General features: G+C 65.0%; 18 protein-coding genes. 13 read left to right on the top strand and 5 right to left on the bottom strand.

Translation table 11 applies throughout. The features are described 5' to 3' along the window. Positions 1 to 31: 31 nt before the first annotated feature. Both ACXR2T_RS06555 and ACXR2T_RS06550 read right to left on the bottom strand, forming a co-directional pair. Entirely contained in the window at positions 32 to 1,000 is a 969-nt protein-coding gene (locus ACXR2T_RS06555) for a DMT family protein (RefSeq protein WP_458838570.1), read from the bottom strand. A 38-nt stretch (positions 1,001 to 1,038) separates the two neighbouring features. Beyond that, positions 1,039 to 1,755, bottom strand: coding sequence for a hypothetical protein (locus ACXR2T_RS06550; RefSeq protein WP_458838569.1), 717 nt, complete (start codon positions 1,753 to 1,755; stop codon positions 1,039 to 1,041). A 56-nt stretch (positions 1,756 to 1,811) separates the two neighbouring features. Here ACXR2T_RS06550 and ACXR2T_RS06545 point away from each other — a divergent pair, with 56 nt between their 5' ends. Together ACXR2T_RS06545 and ACXR2T_RS06540 are read left to right on the top strand one after the other, a co-directional pair. Beyond that, positions 1,812 to 2,369, top strand: coding sequence for a HEAT repeat domain-containing protein (locus ACXR2T_RS06545; RefSeq protein ID WP_458838568.1), 558 nt, complete (start codon positions 1,812 to 1,814; stop codon positions 2,367 to 2,369). 12 nt (positions 2,370 to 2,381) lie between these two features. Then, positions 2,382 to 3,185 (top strand): hypothetical protein, encoded by an 804-nt coding sequence (locus ACXR2T_RS06540; RefSeq protein ID WP_458838567.1) that lies wholly within the window; start codon positions 2,382 to 2,384, stop codon positions 3,183 to 3,185. A gap of 24 nt (positions 3,186 to 3,209) precedes the next feature. On the opposite strand, the gene ACXR2T_RS06535 is transcribed toward ACXR2T_RS06540, so the two are convergent. Beyond that, entirely contained in the window at positions 3,210 to 4,079 is an 870-nt protein-coding gene (locus tag ACXR2T_RS06535; protein ID WP_458838566.1) for a GNAT family N-acetyltransferase, read from the bottom strand. 173 nt (positions 4,080 to 4,252) lie between these two features. On the opposite strand from ACXR2T_RS06535, the gene ACXR2T_RS06530 reads away from it, so the two are divergent. From ACXR2T_RS06530 to ACXR2T_RS06520, 3 genes are read left to right on the top strand one after another with little or no spacing between them, the layout of a single operon-like run. Next, positions 4,253 to 5,398, top strand: coding sequence for an acyl-CoA dehydrogenase family protein (locus tag ACXR2T_RS06530; protein ID WP_458838565.1), 1,146 nt, complete (start codon positions 4,253 to 4,255; stop codon positions 5,396 to 5,398). A gap of 18 nt (positions 5,399 to 5,416) precedes the next feature. Further along, positions 5,417 to 6,322, top strand: a complete 906-nt coding sequence (mmsB, locus tag ACXR2T_RS06525; RefSeq protein ID WP_458838564.1) for a 3-hydroxyisobutyrate dehydrogenase — start codon at positions 5,417 to 5,419, stop codon at positions 6,320 to 6,322. A 31-nt stretch (positions 6,323 to 6,353) separates the two neighbouring features. After that, positions 6,354 to 6,998 carry an SDR family oxidoreductase gene (locus tag ACXR2T_RS06520; protein ID WP_458838563.1) on the top strand — a complete coding sequence of 215 codons (645 nt, stop codon included), beginning with the start codon at positions 6,354 to 6,356 and terminating at the stop codon, positions 6,996 to 6,998. An 8-nt stretch (positions 6,999 to 7,006) separates the two neighbouring features. On the opposite strand, the gene ACXR2T_RS06515 is transcribed toward ACXR2T_RS06520, so the two are convergent. Beyond that, positions 7,007 to 7,387 carry an ankyrin repeat domain-containing protein gene (locus ACXR2T_RS06515; RefSeq protein WP_458838562.1) on the bottom strand — a complete coding sequence of 127 codons (381 nt, stop codon included), beginning with the start codon at positions 7,385 to 7,387 and terminating at the stop codon, positions 7,007 to 7,009. 146 nt (positions 7,388 to 7,533) lie between these two features. Here ACXR2T_RS06515 and ACXR2T_RS06510 point away from each other — a divergent pair, with 146 nt between their 5' ends. From ACXR2T_RS06510 to ACXR2T_RS06480, 7 genes are all read left to right on the top strand, one after another. Beyond that, on the top strand, positions 7,534 to 8,481 hold the full coding sequence (locus tag ACXR2T_RS06510) for an Lrp/AsnC family transcriptional regulator (RefSeq protein WP_458838561.1): 948 nt from the start codon (positions 7,534 to 7,536) through the stop codon (positions 8,479 to 8,481). An 89-nt stretch (positions 8,482 to 8,570) separates the two neighbouring features. Next, on the top strand, positions 8,571 to 9,965 hold the full coding sequence (locus tag ACXR2T_RS06505; RefSeq protein ID WP_458838560.1) for an amidase: 1,395 nt from the start codon (positions 8,571 to 8,573) through the stop codon (positions 9,963 to 9,965). A 101-nt stretch (positions 9,966 to 10,066) separates the two neighbouring features. Next, positions 10,067 to 10,375 (top strand): hypothetical protein, encoded by a 309-nt coding sequence (locus ACXR2T_RS06500; RefSeq protein ID WP_458838559.1) that lies wholly within the window; start codon positions 10,067 to 10,069, stop codon positions 10,373 to 10,375. Continuing rightward, positions 10,372 to 11,817, top strand: a complete 1,446-nt coding sequence (locus ACXR2T_RS06495; protein ID WP_458838558.1) for a sodium:solute symporter family protein — start codon at positions 10,372 to 10,374, stop codon at positions 11,815 to 11,817. Before ACXR2T_RS06500 ends, ACXR2T_RS06495 begins: the two co-directional genes overlap by 4 nt. Before the next feature lie 160 nt (positions 11,818 to 11,977). Beyond that, positions 11,978 to 13,051: a 2,3-butanediol dehydrogenase gene (locus ACXR2T_RS06490; RefSeq protein ID WP_458838557.1), complete on the top strand. Its 1,074-nt coding sequence runs from the start codon at positions 11,978 to 11,980 to the stop codon at positions 13,049 to 13,051. An 89-nt stretch (positions 13,052 to 13,140) separates the two neighbouring features. Continuing rightward, positions 13,141 to 13,611: an HD domain-containing protein gene (locus ACXR2T_RS06485; RefSeq protein ID WP_458838556.1), complete on the top strand. Its 471-nt coding sequence runs from the start codon at positions 13,141 to 13,143 to the stop codon at positions 13,609 to 13,611. A gap of 223 nt (positions 13,612 to 13,834) precedes the next feature. Further along, positions 13,835 to 15,202 carry a trimethylamine monooxygenase gene (locus ACXR2T_RS06480; RefSeq protein WP_458838555.1) on the top strand — a complete coding sequence of 456 codons (1,368 nt, stop codon included), beginning with the start codon at positions 13,835 to 13,837 and terminating at the stop codon, positions 15,200 to 15,202. Here ACXR2T_RS06480 and ACXR2T_RS06475 read toward each other — a convergent pair. Beyond that, the gene (locus ACXR2T_RS06475) at positions 15,192 to 17,648 is read right to left on the bottom strand and encodes a helix-turn-helix transcriptional regulator (RefSeq protein WP_458838554.1); all 2,457 of its coding nucleotides are present in this window, start codon (positions 17,646 to 17,648) and stop codon (positions 15,192 to 15,194) included. The genes ACXR2T_RS06480 and ACXR2T_RS06475 overlap by 11 nt on opposite strands. Positions 17,649 to 18,017: 369 nt before the next feature. Here ACXR2T_RS06475 and ACXR2T_RS06470 point away from each other — a divergent pair. Further along, a partial coding sequence (locus ACXR2T_RS06470; protein ID WP_489945501.1) for a choice-of-anchor G family protein occupies positions 18,018 to 20,209 on the top strand: 2,192 nt, incomplete at its 3' end.

The following is a 20,209-nucleotide window of genomic DNA, read 5'->3' as shown; positions in this document are numbered from 1 at the left end:
CAGCCCGCACAGATGCGGGCCCCGAGACGTCTTACTGAGCGGGGTTTTGATCCGGAGCGACCTGGGCGGTGCCCTGACCTGGTGCTGCACCAGTCGTGGCCGGCTGAGCGGGCGGTGCGTCTTCGGCGCGCGAGAGTCTCAGCACACCGTACATTGCGATTGCGCCGGTCGCAGCGATCGCGCCGAGCGACCACAGCGGCGCGTTCGCGGCCTCGTGCAGAATGACGATGCCCAGCAGCACCGCGATGGCGGGGTCGATCACCGTGAGGCCCGCGACCACGACGTCAGACGAGTTGCAGGTGTATGCGGTCTGCACGAAGTACGTTGAGAGCACCGAGGCGACCGCAATGCCCACTACGCAGGCGAGCGTGAGGTATCCCTCGTAGTCGAGCTTGAAGTGGTGGCCACCCAATAGCGCCTGAATGCGCAGCAGCACGGTCTTGCCGAGGGTCGCGACGAACGCCGAGAACACGCCGCCAATGACCACGTACAGCACCGGAAACCGCGAGGTGGCGCTGTGCGCGAAGATGCGAATCAGTGCCGAGACAAGCAGCACACCACCGAGCGTCGACAGCACCGCGACCAGCTGGCCGTCGGTAATGGTGCTCTGGCCGCTAATCTTTGCGGCAACCGCGACATAGCCGACCACGCCGATGAGCGTGACGATGATCGCATTTATCACCGCGCGCGACGGCTTCTTGCCCGAGATGCGCGCGTTCAAGAACACCGCAAACACGAGCGCGAGCACGCCGATCGGCTGCACCAGCATGATGGGGGCGAACGCGAGGCTGCCCATTTGCAGCAAAATCGCCACGCCAAACGCGGCGGTGCCGAGCAACCACACGGGGGTGCGCACAAGCCGCAGGAAGAATCCGCGGTCCTTGGGCTGCTCAGATGCGAGGGCTACGCCGCGGCTCTGCCAAATGTTTCCATACGAGAGCACGCCAGCCGAGAGGATGGCGAGGGCGATACCCAGCAGGTGAAGGCCGTTGACGTGCACAGTTGGATCCCCTCGACAGTGACAGGTGTACCGCTAGCCTACGGCGTCACGGCGTCGAGCACCTCGCGGCTCGCTGACTCACACACGTCGAGAAACGCGTTGAGTTCGGCGGCGGTGATGTTAGCGGGAGCGGGCGTCGAAACGTAGAGGTCTTGGCCGACCGTCTCGACCGTGAGGGTGCGGGTGGTCCTACCGGGATCGGCGCCAGGCGTAGCGTAAAGCGGCGCGCTGTCGGCTGCGCTGTCGGCTGCGCTGTCGGCTGCGCTGTCGGCCGCGCTGTCGGCTGCGCTGTCGGCTGCTGGGCAGTTCACCGTGCGCACCAGCGGCTGCAGCGAAGCGGGCGCATGAATGCGAAACACTAAGTCGGTGCGCAGCCCAGTGGGGCTCACCGCGCGGGGCGTGTGGGTCTGCCACAGTTCGAGGCCAGTGGGGGTGTCGTGCAGCAGGCCAGCCACTCCCAGCATGCTCACGGCGCGCGCGCCAATCGGCGGGCACACCGCTGGCATATGGTCGGGGTCAACCCGTGGCGCGTTGCCGCCAATGAGGGCAAGGCCGGTGCGCTCAGCAAAGTCGATGAAAAACGGCTCGTAACCGATATCGATGCGCAGCGCGCGGCTTCGGTGGCCGCTACGGCCCAGCGTGAGCGCCGAGCAAACGCTGCGTACGGCGCGCGCGAGCGGTGACGCATCGTCGGTGGCCGTGACGCTCAGCGCGGTGCGGGGCAGCGAATACGGTGCAACACCAGAGGAATCCATGGGCTCAGTATAGGCAGCGGTGGCCGCCATTCAGTCGGAGCACGTAGGCTGAGGGGGTGCCTCATCAATCAGCTGCAGACTCATCGCATCCCGCCGTTCCCGTAAGCATCTCACCCAAACTTCGTATGGAAGTGGCCGTGAAGTACTACGGCGAAGCCGAAGTGATCGACCGTGCACTGTCACTGATGGACGGCAACAACGAGGGCGAAGACTTTCTGCTGTTTGTGGGTGGTGAGCATGCGCAGGGCATTCTCGATGGCGCACCTGTGCTGTACTGGCCCGAACTGTGGGGGCTGCGTGCGCTGCTCTACGTGTGGCACGACAAGGCGACGCCCGCCGTGGTCAACGCCCTGCACAACACTGCCTGGCGCGTGCGCGAGATGGCTGCCCGAGTGATCGCCGCCCGCGAGCTTCCCGCCGCGACCGAACTCACCGAGCTGCTGGGTGACGACACCCCGCGCGTGCGCATCGCCGCGGCGCGCGCGCTCGGCGCCGTGGGCAAGCTCGACAACGTCGAAGACGTTCGGCCGCTGCTGAAGGACTCACAGGTCGAGGTGCGTCGCGCCGCTCAGCAGAGCATCGACGCGTTGCGCGCACGCTCACCCCGCAGTTAATCAAGAGTGCTCGTGCCTCGTTTCTCGCGCAGCACGCGCTTTACCGTCACCAAGGTGCGAGACCCGCGGGTGCGGGTACCGCGCGGCTATGACGAAGCGAACATACGCTGGGGCGGTCTGGTGTTGGCCCTCACACCGCTCGTGGCCGTGATCGCTGTCGCGGCAGGCTACGCCGCCGCCGACGAAACGCGGCGGCCGGTGCTGGTCGTGTTCGCTGTGGCGCTGACGGGCGTGCTGCTGACGCTAATCGGGGGGTTGGCCCCGATCCGGAGCGTACGCCGAGGCGCGGTACGCGCTGCACGCAGCGGGCCGCTTCGGCTCGTGAGCCGAGGCTATGGCGGGCGCCTGCAGCTCGCCGCGGCCGCATGTTTTGGGGGCGCCGCGGCGCTGGTCGCGAGGCCACTGCTGGTGCCGGGTGTGCCCGAGGTGATGGGGGTGTTTGGGTCGCCCGCGAGCGCGATCGTGCTCACCCTGCTTGCGCTGCTGGTTGCGGGCATCGCCGCGTTTCAGGCCGTGGAGCCCCCGGGTCTGAGGCTCGACGAGCACGGCCTCTGGCTGCAGCGGCACTTCACTGCGCACCTGCTCGCGTGGCACGACATCGAACGGGTTACGACCCATCTCGACGGCAATATTGCCTCCCTCGAGGTGCATCTGAGGCGCGGCCATGAGGTGCGGGTGCTGCCGCAGCATTTTGGCTCGGACGCCTACCTCGCAGCCGAGATCGTCAGCTACTTTCTGGGCACACCGGGCGCGCGAGCCGCGCTGTACGACCCGGCGCAGGCCCTCGCACTGGTGCTCAAGCTCAGTTCAGACTGAGACGCAGGGCGAGGGCGACTGCGCCTATTCGATCACGAGCGAGCGCGTCAGCAGCCGCAGCACCCGCCTGAAACCGAGGCCCGCGAGGGTCTCGCGCCACGCCGGATCACACGACGCATCGAGCGCCACGAGCACCGAAGACGCGCCCGCCGCCGCGAACGGCGCGAGCGCTGCCTCGAGCGCGGCACCGTCGGCCGCATAGTCGGGCTCGGGCTGCAGGCCTACGAGCACCTCAGAGGTCACCCAAATGTCATCGGGCCCCTCTTCAAGCCCAATCGCGAAGAGCTCTGACCCCTCGTCGAGCAGATCACCGAGGCGATCATCATCGATCTCGCGAGCGTTCGATGCCGCCCCGGTCGCTGCATTCGATGCCGGATCAGGGCGCAGCCACGTTTCGCCCACCTCCACGAATCCGGCACGCGCATAGAAATCGTCGGCTGACTCGGTGCCAGCGAGCACCTCGAGCGCGCTCGCCTGGGCGCCCCACTGCTCGATGCCCTCGGACTCGGCTTCTTCGAGCAACCAGCCGCCGAGGCCCTGCCCGCGCATCTCGGGTAGAACGGCCAGGCTCTCGAGGGTGACGACGGGGCCATCGCTCACCTCGTCAATGGGATCGTCGGCGTAGGCGAGAGCGTAGCCGATGACCTGCTCGCCCTGGCGCGCCACCAGCACAAACGCCGGCTGGCGTTCGAACACGCGCTCGTAGCGTGCGAGCCGCAGCGGCCAGCTCTCTCGCACCGGTTGCAGTGAGAGCCCCGCAGCGCCTGCGGTGGGCAACGTGTCGAGCACGGCCTCCCACACAGGCTGCACATCGGGCAGCAGCTCGGGGCCACCCAGGTCAACGCGAATGGGAGCAGAAGAGGAACGGGAGCTGGAGTGCTGGGCATCACGCATGACAGCGAGTGTACCGGCGCGCGCTGATCGCGGCCCCGGTGTTTGTCTGTGTGCTGCCTGCTGCCAGCTGCTGGTCAAGCTCCCACCACCTCGATACGATGGAGGCACTCAGAGCGACGAAGCTCAGCACTCACGCCGATGCGGCGGCGCTCACCCAAAGATGGGGGTGCGTGATGATCGACCTTCGCCGTCTCACCGAAGAGCAGCAGGCGCTGCGTGATACGGTGCGCCACTTCTCTGACACAGCGCTCGCGCCGTATGCGAACGAGCGTGACCAGCAGAAGATTTTTCCGCTCGACGTGTTTGCCGCGGCCGGTGAGATTGGGCTCGGCGGCATCTACACGCGAGAAGAGTACGGCGGATCAGGTCTCACCCGCGCAGACACGGCGATCATCTTCGAAGAGTTGGGGCGAGGGGACCCCTCAGTGGCCGCCTACATCTCCATTCACAACATGGTCGTGTGGATGATCGACACGTTTGGTGACGACGCACAGCGCGCCCAGTGGATTCCCCGGCTCGCACCGATGCGCGAACTTTCGAGCTACTGCCTCACCGAACCGGGCGCCGGCTCTGACGCGGCGGCACTCACCACGACCGCGCACCGCGACGGCGACGACTACGTTCTGAACGGGGCAAAACAGTTCATCTCAGGCGCGGGCGCCGCCCAGCTCTACGTGGTGATGGCGCGCACCGGTGGCCCGGGAGCGCAGGGCGTGAGCGCGATTCTCGTGCCAGAGGGCACCCCGGGGCTGAGTTTTGGTGCGCTAGAAAAGAAGATGGGATGGAACGCGCAGCCCACCCGCGCCGTCAACTTCGACGGTGTGCGCGTGCCCGTCACCAACCGCCTCGGCGAAGAGGGCCAGGGGTTCTCGATGGCGATGCAGGGGCTCAACGGTGGGCGGCTCAACATCGCCGCCTGCGCACTCGGCGGTGCACAGTGGGCGCTTGAACAGTCGATCCGGTACCTGAGTGCACGCGAAGCGTTTGGTGCGCCGCTCGCCACGAAGCAAGCGCTCATTTTTAGGCTCGCAGACATGGAGACCGAGTTACAGGCTGCACGTTTGATGCTCGCCCGCGCGGCCGAAGCGCTCGATGCCGGGCACCCTCAGGTGGCCGCCGTGTGCGCCATGGCGAAACGCTTTGTCACCGACGCCGCGTTCACCGCGGCTAACTCGGCGCTGCAGCTGCACGGCGGGTACGGATACCTCGCCGAGTACGGCATCGAACGGGTGGTGCGTGACCTGCGCGTGCACCAGATCCTCGAGGGAACCAACGAGATCATGAGCGTGATCATCGGCCGCTCCCTGCTTGACGAATAGACAAAGAGGAGTAACGCCATGACGAATATTGCTGTGATTGGGCTTGGGCACATGGGGGCGCCGATGGCCGCAAACCTCGTGACCGCGGGGTACGAGGTGACGGGCTTCGACCTGGCGCCCGCCGCGCTCGCCGCCGCGCACGCCCGCGGGGTGCGTGCGGCGCAGTCGGCGCGCGAGGCGGTGATCGGCGCCGACGTTGTGCTCACGATGCTGCAGACGGGGCGCAGCGTGATCGCACTGTTTGAGGGCGGCGTGCTTGACGCGGCGCCGCCCAACACGCTGTTTATCGAGGCATCGACCATCTCGGTTGAAGACGCCCGCGCAGCCCACGCGCTCGCGCTCGCCGGCGGGCACCGCAGCATTGACGCGCCGGTGTCTGGCGGCGTCGTGGGGGCCGAGGCTGCAACCCTCGCTTTTATGGTGGGCGGTTCCGCTGAGGACTATGCAGCGGCGCTGCCGGTGCTTGAGGCGATGGGGCAGCGCATCGTGCACTGCGGCGGCCCGGGTCTCGGGCAGGCCGCGAAGGTGTGCAACAACCTCATTCTGGGCGCGTCGATGATCGCCGTGAGCGAGGCGTTTGTGCTGGGCGAAAAGCTGGGGCTCACTCACGAGGCGCTGTACGAGGTGGCGTCGAACGCTTCGGGCCAGTGCTGGGCGCTCACCACGAACTGCCCGGTGCCCGGGCCGGTGCCGTCGAGCCCGGCGAATCACCACTATGAACCGGGATTTGCGGCCGCGCTGATGGCGAAGGATCTGGGCTTAGCCGAGGCTGCGCTCGACCACGTGGGTGTCGACGCGCAGCTCGGGCGGCTCGCGAGCACGCTCTACCGGGCCTTTGCAGACGGGGCGGGCGAGGGGCTCGACTTCTCGGCGATCATTCACGATGTGCGCGCACGCAGCGCGGGTGGTGCCGCGAGTGGCTGACTTTTTGCTGCCGTGAGGCTACGCTGCCGGTATGACTCGAGTGATTCTCTTTGGTGGACACGGCAAGATCGCGCTACTTACTGAGCCGCTGCTCGCGGGCCGCGGCGACGAGGTGACCGCGATCATTCGCAATCCGGATCACGCCGCAGCCGTGCGGGCGGCGGGTGCCGTGCCGCTCGTGGCAGACGTTGAGACGCTCGACACGGCCGCGCTGGCTGAGCTGATGGCGGGTCATGACGCGGTCGTGTGGTCGGCCGGGGCGGGCGGGGGTAACCCCGCGCGAACACTTGCGGTCGACCGTGACGCCGCGATACGTAGCATGGACGCGGCGGCGCGGGCGGGCGTAAAGCGCTACGTTATGGTCTCGTACTTCGGTGCGTCAAAGAACCACGGAATCGATGCGGCTCACTCGTTTTGGACCTATGCCGAGGCGAAGGCAGCGGCAGACGAGTATTTGCGGGCCACTGACCTGGACTGGACGGTGCTGGGGCCAAGCACGCTCACGCAGGAGCCGGCGAGTGCCGGAATCGATGTGCAGGCCGAGCGTGCTGGGCATGTTTCCCGTGAAACAGTGGCCCGCGTGGTCGCGGCCACCCTGAGTGATGCGACGACGATCGGTCGCACAATCAGGTTCAACGACGGCGACACTGCAATCGCCGAGGCGCTGCACGCCTAGCCCAGCGCTTAGCCCAGCGCGACGCCAAACATCTCGGCGGTGGCGCGGGCCGACGGCGTGCCCGCGTCGAGGTCGGCCCCCGCCGCGATGAGTGCCGTGATGACCTCGGTGTGGCGCTTAAAGATCGCCCCCGCGATAGGGGTTTGGCCGCGATCGTTAAGCCTGTCAACATCGGCGCCGCGCTGCACCAGCTCGGTCACGAGGCCAACGTGGCCGTGGTACGCGGCGAGCATGAGCAGCGTGTTGCCCTTTTCGTCAGTGAGGTCTGCGGGCACGCCCTGGTCGATGGCGGTCGCTACAAAAACGGTATCGCCGCCGCGTGCTCCGTCGAAGAGGCGGTGTGCAAACTCTAGGGCGTCGCCCTGCAGCCCTGTGGTCGGTTCAGTCATGCCACCATTCTTGCTGATCCGGAGCTCGCGTGCGCGAAGCCGAGCCGCGATCGGCCCGCGACCGCGCCCGATCGGCCCGCGCTACATTGCCGCGCCGTTACGATGGAGCGATCAGGCAGATCGAGGCGGCAAGGAGAATTACCGACGTGCTCTCTGAAATGGACCGACGGATCGTTAGTGCGCTGCAGATTGACGGGCGTGCGTCTTGGAACACGGTCGCAAAGGCGCTGGGGGAGCCGTTGCGCACGGTCGCCCGTCGAGGCAAGGAGCTGCTGGAGTCTGGGCGCGTGCGGGTCGTGGGACTCGCGAACCTCGGGCCGACCTGCGTGATCGAGATCACGTGCCGGCCCGCCCGGTTGCAGTCGCTCGCGCAGGAGCTCGCCGAACACCCCGGCGTTGTCTACGTCTTCGTGCTGGCGAGCCCCACGAGCCTGCTCATCGAGGTGCACGAGCAGACGTTCGACCTGGCGACCATGACGCTCACCGTGATTCCCGAGTTCGACGGCGTGCTCGAAGTGTCGGCGACCCCCGTGCTGCGCTACTTCAAGACGAACGCCCACTGGAACCCCGTGCTGGTCGCGGGTGACGATGCGTCACGCCCGAATCTGGCCCTGGGACACGAAGAATCTACGGCGCCGCCCGAGACACTCGATGCTCCGGATCGCGCGATCGTGGCAGCGCTCGAACGCGATGGGCGTGTGGGCGTTGCCGAGCTAGCTGATGTCGCGGGAGTAACCGAACCGACCGCGCGCAAGCGGCTGGCCGAACTACAGGCGCGCGGTGCATTCGCAATTCGAGTGCTCGCTGACCCGGTCGACCTGGGGTATCCGGTTGAGGTGAGCGTCAAACTGTACTGTTCACCGCAAGATGCTGAGGCGGTAGGGCTCGCGCTCGCAGCAGTGCCCGAGTGTCGATACGCCGCCCAGGTGCTCGGGGAGCATTCGATTGTGGCGCACTTTAACGCGAGGGACCTGCCGCACGTGCGCGCGATACTCGCCGAGGAGTGGATCGCCCGGGTGCGCACCGTGCACGCGTCACTGGTGACGAAGGTACTCAAGCGCGGAGGTCGACTTTCCTCAACGCACGTGGCATAAAACTAAAAGAATAGTTAATTATTTGGCAATAACCCAAAAAGCTGATTGACTGTGTGACTGTAACAATAAGTCAACGGCGATGGGATGTCATGGGAAGTTTGGTAGAGCTCAGTGCGACGCAGCTGCGCGCGCGCCTCGCGCACCGAGAAATAAGCGCGGTTGAGGCGGTCACCGAACACCTCGCCCAGCTCGAGCGCACGACCGAGGTCAACGCGATCGTGACGCTCGACGCCGAGGGTGCGCTCGCGCGTGCCGCCGAGCTTGACCGCCAGGGCCCCACACTCGAGCAACCGCTCTTTGGGTTGCCCGTCGGCATCAAAGACACGCACGACACGGCGCAGATGCGCACCACGTACGGCTCGATCCGGCACGCTGATCACGTGCCCGAGCGTGATGCACTGCACGTGCGTCGCATGCGCGACGCCGGTGCGATCGTGATCGGCAAGACCAATGTGCCAGAGTACGCGGCGGGCTCACACTCGGTGAACCGGGTATTTGGCGCGACCCACAACCCCTACGACCTGAGCCGATCGGCGGGTGGTAGCAGCGGCGGCGCGGCGGCCGCTCTTGCCGCACGCCAGGTCGCGCTCGCAGACGGGAGCGACATGGGAGGCTCACTGCGCAACCCCGCGTCGTTTTGCAACATCGTGGGCCTTCGTCCCTCGCCGGGCGTCGTGCCGAACGCCGAAACGGGCAACCTGCTCACGCCGCTATCGACCGCGGGCCCGATGGGCCGCACGGTCGACGATGTTGAGCTGCTGCTGCAGGTCATCGGACAGCCAGACCCGCACAGCCCGGTCGCCGCACCGCGTCTAGGTGCGTTCGGCCAGGCCGTGCCGCTGCGCGGCCTGCGGGTCGCGTGGGCACCGACACTCGGCGGCAATGTGCCCGTTGAGCGCGAGGTGCTCGCCGTGCTCGAGCGCGCCGTCGCGGTGTTTGCCGAACACGGAGCCGAGGTCATCGAAGCGTTTCCAGCGGTTACGGGCGCTGCGCAGTCGTTTGTCGACCTGCGCTCGGCCGAGTTTGATGCCGAGTGGGGCGCTGCGCTCGCCGCTGACCCCGAAGACTTCAATGAGCGCATCACCTGGAACATTCGTCGCGGGCAAGATCTCTCGGGGCACCAGATCATGCGCGCGCAAGAACACCAGACCCTTTTGATGCGTGCGGCCGCGCGCTTCTTCGACGAGTTTGACGTGATTCTTGCACCCGCGTCAATGGTCGCGCCGTTTCCTGGGGAGTGGGACTACCCACGCGATGTGGCGGGTGAGGCGCAAGATAGTTACCTCGGGTGGATGCGCGCCGCAACCATCGTCACGATGCTGGGTGTGCCCGCGCTGTCAGTACCGGCGGGTTTCACGTCTGATGGCCTGCCGATCGGTCTGCAGATGATCGCACCGTACGGCGAAGACGCGCGGCTGCTTGGCATGGCGCGCAGCTTTGAATCACTGACGGGCTACGCCGGGCAGGCCCCGCGCTTCGCGTAGGCGCGGTGGCTTGTAGGCGCGGTGGCTCTTGGGCACCCTGCGTTCACGCTCACCTCGCATATTTTCTTCAACATTCAACAACCTCGATGCATAGGAGCATTATGAGACCCCGACTGTTCACCCCCGGGAGGTTTGGCATCGTTTGCCTGCCCGCCCTCGGGTTTCTGGTTATACCCTTTCTGCCGTTCGCGACGACGCCCACCCTGTGGTTTGGGCTGCCGGCGGTTCTCGTCTGGAGCGCGGCGATGGTCGTGCTTTCGGTCGTCGCACTACAGATCGTTGAACTGCTCTACCAGCGTGCGGGTGGCCGTGAGGCCGATGCTCGTGAGGCAGAGCGCTTTGCGACCGAGCAGATCGAACTGATTCGCGCGCACCGACTCGCGCTTGAAGAGCAGGAGGGGCAGCGATGACACTCTCCATCATGATCGTGGCGGGCATCGTCGCGATTGGTGCGCTGGGGCTCGCGAGCCGTCGCCGCCAGTCGAGCATGAGCAACTGGACGGTCGGCAACCGCAGCAATCCCAAGTGGACCTCGTGGTTCTTGCAGGCCGGTGAGTCGCTCACGACCTTCAGTTTTCTGGGCCTCGCGGGCCTCGCGTTCGGCGGCGGTGTCAGCTCAACGTTTGCCGTCGCCTACCTCACGATTTCGTGGCTCGGGCTGTACTTCGTGGCCCCGCGCATTCGCGAGTTTGGGCAGCGTCGCGGGTACCTCACCATGGGTGACTTCTTTGAAGACCGCTTTCGCAGCCGCGGGCTCGCCCGCGTAGTCTCGCTCATCGGAGCACTCGCACTGATCCCGTACCTGCAGCTGCAGATCACAGGGCTCGGCATGATCGTCGAGCTTGCCACAGGCAGTTCGGGCGCGCGCGGCCTCAGTATGGTCGTCGCGAGCGTGCTCGTCGCGATCTTCGTTGCATGGTCGGGACTCAAGGGCATCGCCCGGGTCGCGATCTTGAAGGATGTGCTGATGGTGGTCGCGATGGTCGTCATTGCCGGCGGCCTCGCGATCTCGTTCTCAGGGATCCCTGAGATCTTCAGCCAGATCGCGCGCGACGCCCCGGTGCTGTTGACAATGCGCGTCGACGGCTATGACCCGCTGTTCTTTGTAACCGCGACGCTCGTTACCGTGATCGGCTCAAGCTTCAACACCCTGCCACACCTGTGGCCGCCGGTGCTCGCAGCCAAGAGCGGCGAGGTGCTACGTAGCAATGCAAAGTGGTTGCCGATCTACCAGCTCGTACTCTTCTTGCCGATCACCGCAGGTCTCGCCGCCGTGCTGGTACTGCCTGAAGACACCGTTGGTAACGCCGTGCTGCTGTCGATGTCTGGGGTGATGCTGCCCGAGTGGCTCGTCGGCGTTGTCGCCATCGCGGGCGCATCGGCAGCCATGGTTCCCGCCTCGGGTATCGTCATGGGCATCTCGACGCTCGTTACCCGCAATGTCGTGCGCGAGCAGCGGCCCGAGCGCCAGATGATGCTCAATTACGTCGTCATCGTCGCAGCAATTGGACTTGCGCTCGCTTTCGGTCTTGTGCGCTCTGACATTGGGGCACTGCTGCTGCTCACCTACGGCTGTACGACACAGTTCGCGCCCGCCATTGCTATCGCACTGGCAGATCGGGTGCGTGTGGGGGCCTGGCCGGTGGGCTTGAGCATTGTGGCAGGCTCGGTCACCGTCGCAGTCATCACGTTCGCCGACATTCACATCGGCAGTTGGGACTCGGGGCTCATCGCCCTCGCTCCTAACCTCATCGTGCTCGTGGTCGCCGAGGCAGTGCGCCGGGCGCGCGGTGGCACCGACCTCGAAGAGCTCACGTTCGATCGCAGCGGCAAGGTTGAGGCGGCCCGCTAGCAGCGCTGCGGATATCGCGATCCCGTGATCGCTCCCTCACTGGCCCTCACCTGAAGCATCCAGCCCATACCAAGGGGTTGCGCAATCCGCTCAATGAGAGTGGAGTGGAGGTGAGGGCCGCGGGGCCACCGTGCGCCTGTCACGAGGTGAGGAGTGGACCATGCGCGCAGCACGCTACTACGACAGAAAAGATATTCGTATCGAGGATGTGCCCGAGCCCGAGCTACGGCCGGGGGCAGTCGCCATTGACGTGGCCTGGTGCGGAATCTGCGGCACGGACCTACACGAGTACCTCGAGGGCCCCATTTTTGTGCCGCCCGCTGGCCACCCGCACCCCATTTCGGGGGAGAGTGCACCCATCACCCTCGGCCACGAGTTCTCGGGCACCGTCACCGCGCTCGGTGACGGACTCAACGAAGGCCCTGACGGCCTCGCCGTGGGTGACCGCGTGGTCGTCGAGCCCTACATCATCGCCGACGGCGTCGACACGGGGCCGGGGCAGGAGTACCAGCTCTCGAAAGACATGAACTTCATTGGCCTGGGCGGGCGCGGCGGCGGGCTCGCCGAGAAGATCGTCGTCGATAGGCGCTGGGTGCACCCCATCGGTGACATGCCGCTCGACGAGGCTGCGCTGATCGAACCGCTCTCGGTGGCCCACCACGCATTCGTGCGCTCGGGCGCGCAGGCAGGCCAGGTCGCGATTGTTGGCGGCGCGGGCCCCATCGGATTGCTCACCGCGGCGGTGCTCAAAGCCAAAGGTCTCACCGTCTATATTTCTGAACTGTCTGAAGCGCGCAAAGAAAAGGCGCGGTCCACCGGCGTCGCAGACGATGTATTTGACCCGCGTGACGGCGACGTCGCCGAACGGGTACGTGCCCTCACCGGCGGCCGCGGCGCCGATGTCGGCTTCGAGTGCTCGTCGGTGCCCGTCGTGCTCGACATGCTCATCGACGCGGTACGCCCCGCTGGCGTGCTCGTGAACGTCTCAATCTGGGGCCACAAGCCCGAGGTCGATATGCCGCGGCTCGTACTCAAGGAGCTCGACCTGCGCGGCACGATCGGCTACGCGAACGATCACCCCGCCACCATCGAGCTGGTGCGCAGCGGTGCTCTCTCGCTCGCTCCCTTTATTACGGGCCGGATCGGGCTGGGCGGGCTCATCGGTGAGGGCTTCGATCAGCTCATCAACCACAACGACAGGCACGTGAAAATTATTGTGAACCCGCGGGCGTAGGCGAATGCGCGGTGCTCGTTAGGGCGGTGCGGGTGTCGCGTACCGAAAGGGGCCGTGCCGCCCGGGCCACACCGTGACATGATCAAGGCATGACCGGCAAAGCACAACTCACACACGATGACGCGGTGGCGCTCGCCGCCAGGGCAGAGGCGATCGCGACGATCTTGCACCGCGGTCAGGCCGACAAAAACGGCGACGACTACATCGAACATCCGCGCAGGGTGGCGGCGCGCTTCGACCCGTACACCGAACCGTTCGCGCACGCGGCCGCGTGGCTGCACGACACCGTTGAGGACTGCGACGTTTTGCCCGACGACCTGCGTGATGCTGGCATACCCGACGTGGTGGTCGACGTGGTGATACTCCTGACGCGTCGCCAGGGCGTGGCGGCAGACGACTATTACCGCGTGATTCGCCGTGACCCGGTCGCGTTGCACGTGAAACTTGCCGACATTGACGACAACACGGACCCCGCGCGCACGGCCCAGCTTGACGAGCACACCCGCGTGCGCCTCGCCAAGAAGTATGCACACGCACGCGCCGTGCTCCGAGGCGCCTAAGTTCGCGTCGACTATGTCGCCGCGCGCGGCCTAGTGCCTCGCGCGAAAAATCGCGAGAATTCCCAAAAAACCCGCAGGGGTTGCTATTTCTCGCGAGTATGAGAGAGTAAATAGGTGAACTTTTCTGCCAGCGCAATGAAGCGTGGCGTGTGTGAGCGCCCGACAGAGGGGTTTTTCGAGTGCAAAGTGCCCGGGGGAGATCCCACCGGCCAGAAAGGATGATGTGCAGCAGCGAAAAAGAATTGCGATTATCGGAGCAGGCCCCAGTGGGATGGCGGCACTGCGTGCGTTCGCGGCAGCGGAGGCCCAGGGAGACACGAACCCTGAAATCATTTGCTATGAGAAGCAAGACGACTGGGGTGGCCAGTGGAACTTCTCGTGGCGCACAGGCACCGACCACTACGGTGAGCCGGTCCACTCAAGCATGTACCGCAATCTCTGGTCGAACGGGCCCAAGGAAGCGCTCGAGTTCGCAGAGTACACCTTCGACGACCACTTCGGCAGGCCAATCTCGTCCTACCCTCCGCGCGAGGTGCTGTGGGACTACATCAACGGCCGAGCCATGCAGTCGGGCGTGAAAGATCGCGTACGTTTTGCCCACGCCGTGCGATGGGTTGACTACAACGAAGAGACCGAGAAGTTCACCGTCGTCGTCGACAACCTGCGCGCGAAGCAGTCAAAGCGCGAGGTCTTCGACGAGGTCATCGTCGCGACAGGTCACTTCGCCTTCCCTAACGTGCCCCACTTTAAGGGCATGGAGTCGTTTCCCGGCGAAGTGATCCACGCGCACGAGTTTCGTGGGGCTGAGCGTCTCGAAGGCAAGCGGGTACTGCTCATCGGAGGCTCATACTCGGCAGAAGACATCGGCGTGCAATCACACAAGATGGGCGCAAAGTCGGTCACGATGAGCTACCGCTCACAGCCGCAGGGTTTCGCATGGCCACAGGGCATGGAAGAGGTGCCCGAGATCGTCGGCTTCGACGGTCAGATCGCAACCTTCGTAGACGGTCAGACGCGCGAGTTCGACACGGTCATTCTCTGCACCGGCTACCTACACCACTACCCGTTCCTGCCGCGCGAGATGCACATCGACTCGCCCAACAACCTCTACCCAGAAGACCTCTACCGCGGTGTGGTCTGGCAGAAGAACCCCAAGCTCTTCTACCTGGGCGCGCAGGATCAGTGGTTCACGTTCAACATGTTTGATGCGCAGGCCTGGTACGTGCGTGACCTGATTCTTGGGCGCGCACAGTTGCCCAGTGAGGCAGAGCGTAAGCAGCATGAGAAGGCGTGGCACGACCGCTTCACAGCAATCAAGACCGACGCTGCGGCGGTGAAGTTTCAGGCCGACTATATTCGCGACCTGATCGAAGCGACCGACTACCCGATGTTCGATCTCGACGAGGTGGTGCGTACCTTCCTGTCGTGGCAGGGTGACAAACAGGTCAACATTCTCACCTACCGCGACCGCACCTACCCGTCAGTTATGACGGGCACAATGGCCGCGCTCCACCACACCCCGTGGCTCGAAGAGTTCGACGACTCACGCGAGCGCTACCTTCAGGGCCCGCGTACGAGGGTTACGAAGTAGCGAGCAGGCTCGCGAGGTCGTGCCGGTTGCGTGCGCCGAGCTTTGCTCGTGCGCGCGCAACGTGCGACTCGGCAGTGCGCACGCTGCACTGCATCTGATCTGCGATGTCTTTATTGCTGAGTCCGTCGGCCGCAAGCTGAGCGGCGTCGAGCTCGCGTGGCGTAAGCTCTGCGCGCTGGCTCGTTGCGGTGTTTGGCGGCGTAAACCAGGCCAGACGCTTTTTCGCAGCAGAGGTAATTCGGCGCTGCAGCTCTTCGCAGCGCGTGATGTTGGCGCTCGCGCGTCTACGCGCGTAAATGTCGTGCGCGCTTGCCGTGGCAGCGAGCGCGGGCCCCCAGAGCTCGCGCTTTTCGAGTGACTCAGCGACGCGCAATAGCTCGGCGGGGTTCTCGTCGGCCTCGGCTTTCAGGTGCCGCTGCACGAGTGTGAGCATGGGGATCCAGTCAGCGTCGAGATTAGTGGCGACACCTGGGCTTTGGCGTCCGAGCGGCGCGATCTGCTGCGGTGCTGGCGCAACGAGGTCGTGGCGCCCCGCGAAGTACGCGAGTACCTGCTCGTGTATCGACAGTGAGCCGGCGACGGGCGCGTGAGGTGCGCGAAGGCGAGCGCCTACCTGAGCGATCGTCTTCTGTAACCTGGCCGGGATGAACCGGGGTACGCGACGTTCAAAATGAGCCCACTCGGTAAGTGCACGGTCGGTGTCACCGCAAGCCAGGGCCTCGGCCGCCGCCAGCATGTGGTTGGCCCAGATGATCTGGCGGTGCGGTGCAGGCATACGCGAAATAATCTCGCGCAGCTGATCGGCGAGGCGGGCGTGCTGCGCGAGGAAGAACACGATCAGTCCCTCGGCGAGTACGACGGTCGCGACGATGTCACGCAACTCGACCGTCGAGTGCATAGTCGAGTTCGCGATGCGTGACGTGAGCTCGGCGAGTGTCAGGTCGCGCCGCGGCAGAAACCCGCGGCGCACCAGCTCGAATTCGAGCAGCAGCTCGGCCGCCAGGGCGATCTCGGGCACCTCATGAGTGACCGAAATTTCGTGCAGGCGCTCGGTATCAATCTCGGTAGCCTGCGTATCGTTCCACATCGTGAACACCTCGAGGGCCGCGCGCGCGGCGGGGTCGCTCAGCGTGCTCGCGCACGGATACAGCGGGTTGTCGGTGCTCAAACCCACCTCGGCGGCGAGACGCGCCTGCAGATACAGCTCGCCGAGCAGTTGGTTGCGTTCTGCGCTCGTGACGGCCTCGGGCTTGCGGTGCTTCGCGAGCACGTTCAGGCCTGCGAGGGGCGAGCTCAAGACAGCGGCGGTGCGCGCCTTCAACAGGGGGTTGAGCGATCCGGGGCCGGTGCCCGCGCGCAGCAGCAGCGCGCGGGCCTCGCCGCCCTCCCCAAAAGCGATCAGGTCACCAGCGATGCGGTGCAGCACCTCGGCGTGCGCGACGCGCGTATCGTCGCGCTCCATGTCTTCTGTGTGATTGAGCGCCCGCGCGCAAAAGTACGCGTCGTGCGGAGACAGCGGCAGGCCCAGTTCCTCCTGCGCAAGTAAGTGCCGGGCCGCACGCTCACGCACCGGATCAATGATGTCGGCTGATACCCGGGGCAGCGCCGCCGAGTAGATGCGGGGTACGCTGTAGAGTCCGGTGCGGCACTTCGTTTGGATCAGTACGGCGTGCTGCAGCAGGGTGTCGACGGCGGCGGAACCCACGAGGTCACGTGCGCCAGTGAGAGTGAGTGGGTCAACCTCTGAGAGGATCCACCCGGCGGCGGCGACCTCCAGTGTGAGCGGGCTCGTGAGCGATTCAGCGGCCCGCAGGTGGGGGAGGGCGAAGTCGCTGAGGCGCACACTCGAGATCGAGGGTGACGGAGTGAGCGTGATGCGTTCAGAAAGCGAGATCTGCAGGAGGTCGAGCGCCCAGCCTGGGCGACCCCACGCAAGCGACTGAATCGCGGTGATCGTCGCTGTGTCGAGGCTGCGCGGGCTTGAGTCGTGCAGCAGACGTGCGATTTCTTTGTCACTGAGTGCGGGCAGCTGCACGTGTCGTACCGTGTCGAGCGAGTGGCGTAGCGCGGGGGCAGCCTGCAGCGCGCGCATAAGTACAGCGTCGTAGGTGTCGCCTGTGGTTTGCTCGGCGATCATGCACAGCGAGCTGCCACCGTGCTCCCAGTGCTGTGCAAGAAGGTGTAGTACCTCGTCGCTCGCAGCCTCGAAATCATCGACAAGCAAAACAGTGTCAGCTGGAATGCCTGTTGGTAGGGGCTCGTCGTCGCGGCAGAAGATCGTGACGTGTGCGCGGCCTGCCTCGCTGAGAGTCGATGCCACTTCTTCGAGCGCGTGTGTGCGGCCCGAAGCGCTGGGGCCCGCGGCGAGGATCCCGCCGGGCTGCTCAAGCTGAATACCGAGATACGCGACGAGCGCGGCGCGCGTCTTGATGCTCTTGTTTGGCATGCTGCCCCCTGTTGACTAGCTACGCGTGTCTTGTACGGAGGTCAGCTTAGCTGAGTGCGTGCGTTGAATCTGGGGCTTTGCTCGAAGACGGCTTGGGATGTGTGCGTATTTGATCGGTAGTTGTGCGTAGTCACCCGCGCACTTTTGGGTTCACGTGTGCGTAGTGGGGTGGTAGTCCTTTCGCCTGTACGTAGAGAAGCTACAGATGTCAGTTGGTACGCAGATTGGTGGAGTGGGTGTAAATATTCCCCTACTCTTCGACACGGCGAGCGCGCACCCGTGCGGTGCGCTACGCAGACCGTTCCTCGCGGCAACTCATTTTCAATGAGTGCGGCCGTGCACCCGTCCTAGAAATCTGGGGGAATCAGATTGCATACCGAAACACAGGCGAAGCGGCTACGCCGCGGCGTGACGAAGGGGCTCACCCTCGGCACGGCCGCAGCGACAGCAATTGCATCGCTCATGCTCGCGCCCGCGGCAAACGCCGCAGACGTGACGCTCGATAACTCGAAGGCACCCTCGGCGGCACACGGCCAGGCGCTCGCGCTTGACGGGCTGGGCTTGCCGCTCCTGGGCGCAGCCGGCTCGACAAGCGAGTTTGGCGGCCAGCAGGGAGGCCTTTCTGGTCTTGACCTGTCAGTGCTCGGGCAAGAGATTGAGCTCGGCACGATTACGCTGCCGCTGCTGAAGGACCCGAACAACCCCAACAGCAATGGCCTCCTTGAGCTTGGTGATGCGAGCCTGTTGCGCGGCTATTCGGCTGCGAGCAAGAAGACGAGCGCAGTGGCTTCGTCTGGTTTGATCACCGATGAGGGTGCGCTGAACCTTGCGGGTGCCCCCAATGACGAGCTGAACGCTGCACGCGTTGACCTGACGGCGCTGCTCGACCAGCTGGGTCTTTCGGGTATTACCGACGGGATCATTGATGAGCTGAGCCTTGAGCTTGGTGCCGCGAGTGCGCGCGTCGAGAAGACCGACGAGAAGCTCTCCTCGCAGTACGCGGTGGCGGGGCTTGAAGCCAATGTGGGCGCACCGCTCGTGGGCGGCGTGACCGACGGGCTCGACGGTGTCGTGAGCGCGCTCGGTGGCACGCTGAACGGTCTTGTGGGCAAGGGTGGCGTCGTTGACGGTGTGCTTGGCTCGCTGACGAAGGTCATCAACAGCATCAACATTCTGGGCATTGCAAAGCTCAAGTCGACTGGTATTGAGGCACAGGTCAATGGACTGGGTTCTATTCAGGATAAGAACTCATTCGTGGAGAAAGTGCTCGATGAGCTGATTCGCACACCGCTGAGCAACAAGGATGGGTCGGTAAACGTCGACCTGCAGGCCGGCACGGTCTCGCTCGACCTCGCGGCTCTTGCCATGTCGGGCAACGGTTACGAAAACCTCAATGACCTGCCCGCGAACACGAGCCTGCTCAACGATAAGACCGTCACGGCGATCACCAACGGTGTTACCGAGGCGCTCCTGGGCGACGGCAATGCAAACTCGCTCGTGAACAAGCTCACCGCGATCCTCACTGATCACCTGTGGAACTCGGTGACGCTCAACATCAACATCAATGTTCAGGCATCGCTGCTGTTTGGCTTGCTGAATGTCGTGAAGGCTGACGTTGGAATCAACGGTTCGCTTGCTGAGTTCGCTGGCTACGATGGCCAGAAGCTGAAGGACGAGAACATTGAGATTGGTGCTGATCTGCTCGGCATTAAGCTCGGCGCGCTTGTCGATCCGATCGTAGGTGGGCTGCTCGAAGCTCTCGTGAACAACCTTGCAGGCCCGCTGCTCACCACCGTGACCAAGGATGTCATCGGTCAGGTACAGCCCCTCGTGTCAGGCCTCGTGTCAGGCCTTACTACGCCGCTGCTGCAGACCCTCGAACCCGTGCTCACCCAGGTGGCCACGGTGACGATTAACGATCAGCCCGCACAGGGAGATCTGGGTGCTGGCAGTCACACGACGAACGCACTCGCTGTGAAGGTTCTTCCCGCTCTCGGTAAGAACGCGGTCACCCTCGAACTCGGCAACGCGAGCGTGAAGGCAGCCGACATTGTGACCTCGCTGACGGTGAGCCCCAACCCTGTAAAGCAGGGTGGCAAGGTCACTGTTAAGGGTGACGGCTACGGTGCGACTGAAAACGTAACGCTCAAGTCGGCGCTTGGCGCAGACAAGACCATTAAGACCAACGCGAGCGGCGCATTCACCGCTGAGTGGGCTGTGCCCGCGAAGCAGGCTGTTGGCTCCGTGAAGTTCACGGCTACCGGCGTGACCAGCAAGCGCACCGCTACTGCAACCGTCAAGGTTGAGGCAGCGGGCACCGGCGCAAACGCCGGTGCGAACAGCAACGCGGGGGCGAGTGCGAAGGCTGATGCGAACGCGAATGCGTCGGCGTCGGCTTCGGCTGCTGCTGATGGGCAGGCGACGGCGGCGGCTCAGGCGGCGGCTCAGGCTGATGCGTCGTCGAAGGCGTCTGCGAAGGCGTCGGCGAACGCTCAGGCGGCGGCGAAGGCGGCGGCGAACCAGAACGCGTCGACGAATGCTTCGTCGAAGGCTGAGGCTGC

This window comes from Leucobacter faecis (genome assembly GCF_054456635.2).
Note: the sequence above shows the minus strand (reverse complement) of the source record. Positions and strands in the feature narration are given on the sequence as shown.